General features: G+C 44.7%; 1 protein-coding gene. It reads right to left on the bottom strand.

Annotated elements, in window-relative coordinates:
- Positions 1 to 1,523: FtsX-like permease family protein (locus ACTQ34_RS17900; protein WP_441364954.1), on the bottom strand; the 1,523-nt coding region annotated here is incomplete at both ends.

Genomic DNA, 1,523 nt, shown 5'->3' with positions numbered 1-1,523 from the left:
AGGCAGGCCACAATAGAAATAATCGCAGCTTCCACAATCGCCATAACCGGAACAGCGACAAGCTGTAAAGCATCGGTCTGTGCTGCTCCGACAAAGATACAGCAGACATAGCCAAACACTGCTCCAATCACTGACGCAATGATACCGTAATAAGCGCCCTCCCACAGAAATGTTTTATAAAGGCTTGCGGCACTCATTCCAATAGCCCGCTGCATCCCGATTTCACCAACACGAGTATGAATATTGCTGTAAACGGTATTGATGATGTTCAGGATGCCAATGATACCGATAAAGATGATAAGCACCCAGCACAGCATTTTGATCTGTTCAAAGCTTTCTATCATCTCATTGCTGCTTTGGAGATAGGAAAGCCAATGTGTTCCTGGATAATTGCTGCACCAGCTATCCAACCAGCTTTCAAAGGTATCTGTATCGGCGTTATCCTGTAATGTAGGATAGACTTCTGAATAACTGTCGTTTCCGAGCAGTGAACAGTATATTTCGTCATTCACGATGAGTTGAACACCATTCGTAAAGCCATCATTATTGATTGTGATTGCTGTATCGATCAATCCTAATACAGGAAGTGTTCTGTCTCCCAGTTGAATGGTATCACCTACGGTAAGATCAGTCTGCTGAACAGTTGTATCTCCATAAGAAAAGGCAATGGGATTTTTTACAAGGCAGCCTGTTCCATCTTTCAAAGCCTGTTTATCCTGAGCAGACAAGTTAGGAGCATAGATTTGTAATTGTGCTTCATCCACATTTACAAGCTGCAAGGTTTCATGGCTCTGTACGGAAAGATCAGTTTCAAAGGGCAGTATATCACCGGCACCTGGCATAAATACAGAAAGCCGTGTAGTGGAAACACTTTCTACTGCGTCATTTTCCGCTAATGTTTTTACGGCTTCTGATGGGATGCCAACGGTTTCATTTGTAACTGCATAGTCGCTGAAATACATGTCCTGAACGGAACTGCTGGCATCAAGCAGCCCTGTAAAGCTCTGCAAGGCAACAAATACGGTAATACTCATAACCAAAGACAGAATGGTAACTGCTGTTCTTCCACGCCCTCGTTTTAGGTTGAGCCTTGCATAATAGGCTTCAAAATTACGGATGTTGCGGTTCCTTTTTATCCTGCGTTTGATTTTCACAGTCTGCCCCGACATAGCAACAGTAGGAGATACATGGGATGCGTACCGGGCAGCAGGAAAGGCAGCCAGCAGAGCAAACAGAAGTATGACTGCGATACTGGCAAAGAGCATCGGTAGTTTTACCGTACTGGCGGTGTTGATTGCAGAGTTCAATTCGGAAGTGCTGTTTGCCATGAACAGATCGGGATTGAGAAGCCCCGTAGCCGCAATCAATACACCTTTTGCCGACAATATACCGAGCAGCAATCCGATAGGAATACCGGCTCCACAGAGAATCAAAAGCTGCAAAGAAACCAAACGATAGATTTGCCCTCGTTCTCCACCAATCGCACGAAGTGTTCCGTATTCTTTGATGCGTTTTGTGATAGA

Source organism: Agathobaculum sp. LCP25S3_E8 (assembly GCF_052117165.1).
Lineage (GTDB): Bacteria > Bacillota > Clostridia > Oscillospirales > Butyricicoccaceae > Agathobaculum.
Note: the sequence above shows the minus strand (reverse complement) of the source record. Positions and strands in the feature narration are given on the sequence as shown.